Source organism: Vibrio sp. 1557 (genome assembly GCF_033340175.1).
Classification (GTDB): domain Bacteria; phylum Pseudomonadota; class Gammaproteobacteria; order Enterobacterales; family Vibrionaceae; genus Vibrio; species Vibrio alginolyticus.
Window position 1 is genome coordinate 1 of record NZ_JAWOVZ010000211.1, and the last position, 1,177, is coordinate 1,177.

A 1,177-nucleotide genomic window follows, 5' to 3' on the forward strand; every position below is an offset into this window, starting at 1 on the left:
CTTCTTCCTGAAGTTCACCAAGTCCGTGGTGTTTCCTGTTCCGTGTCAGCATCCTTCCGACAGGTTTAATATTACGTTTTTGGCGCTATCCAACAACGGTGCAAGTTCACATTTTTTTATTCCGCAAACGTTTAAAAACTGCACGTATTTATATTATTCAATAGCTTATGGGTTGTTTGGGGTGCTTTTACTGCTAAAAAAGAGAGTTTTACTCAACCCTTTGTGAGAGATCTCGCACAAAGGGCCGAGCGAAAGGCTACTATTTTCCGATGGCTGCACCTTCTCGGCGTGGATCCGCAGCACCTTCTAAGCCATTTTCAGTGATGCGAATGGCGTGTAAACCGGAATTCAAATCGCGAATTTCGGTCTTAAAGCCCATCTTTTCGAGTGCCGGTTGCAACTGAGTTGCTGCGCTATCTTGCTCGAGGTCGACAGTGCCAAAACGGTTTAACACTCTTGGTTGGTTGATCGCTTGCTGAATGTCCATGTCCCATTGAGTATGAGCAATGATGGCTTGTGCCACGTAGCCGATAATGCGACTGCCACCCGGAGAACCAATAGCCATGTATGGTTGATCATCTTTCATGATGATGGTCGGTGCCATGGAGGAGCGCGGACGTTTGCCCGGTTCTAATCGGTTGGCGATTGGCGCGCCATTTTGATGAGTGCGGAAAGAAAAGTCCGTCAGCTCGTTATTGAGCAGGAAGCCGCGAACCATTAAGCGCGAGCCAAAAGCGTTCTCGATGGTGGTGGTCATTGAAACCACATTGCCTTGCTTGTCGACGATGTTGAAATGGCTGGTGGAAGGCAGTTCTATCGATTCATCCATACTGAGATTCATTGCATGTGACCACGGTGGGTTACCGGCTTCCACTTTCGTCAGTGCTTTGCCGACCTGAATAAGCTCGGCACGTTGTTTGAGATAGTCTTTGTCCAACAAACCTTCAGTTGGCATGGGTACCGAGTCTTGATCGGCCATCCACTTACCGCGATCAGCAAACGCGAGACCACATGCGTCCGCAATGACCTGCCAAGATTTGGCGCTGTCTGGTCCCCAGCCTTTGAGGTCGTATTGCTCGGTGATAGCCAAGATCTGTCCGACAGTTAGCGCGCCTGAGCTTGGTGGCCCCATGCCGCAGATTTCGTAGCTTTGATAAGCCGCACAAACGGGCTCTCT

At 49.7% G+C, this 1,177-nt stretch carries 1 protein-coding gene; it reads right to left on the minus strand.

Annotated features, from left to right (window positions below; genetic code table 11):
* Positions 1-259 precede the first annotated feature (259 nt).
* Positions 260-1,177 (minus strand): gamma-glutamyltransferase family protein (locus R7070_RS25955; protein ID WP_318141482.1); only part of this gene is annotated, 918 nt, incomplete at its 5' end.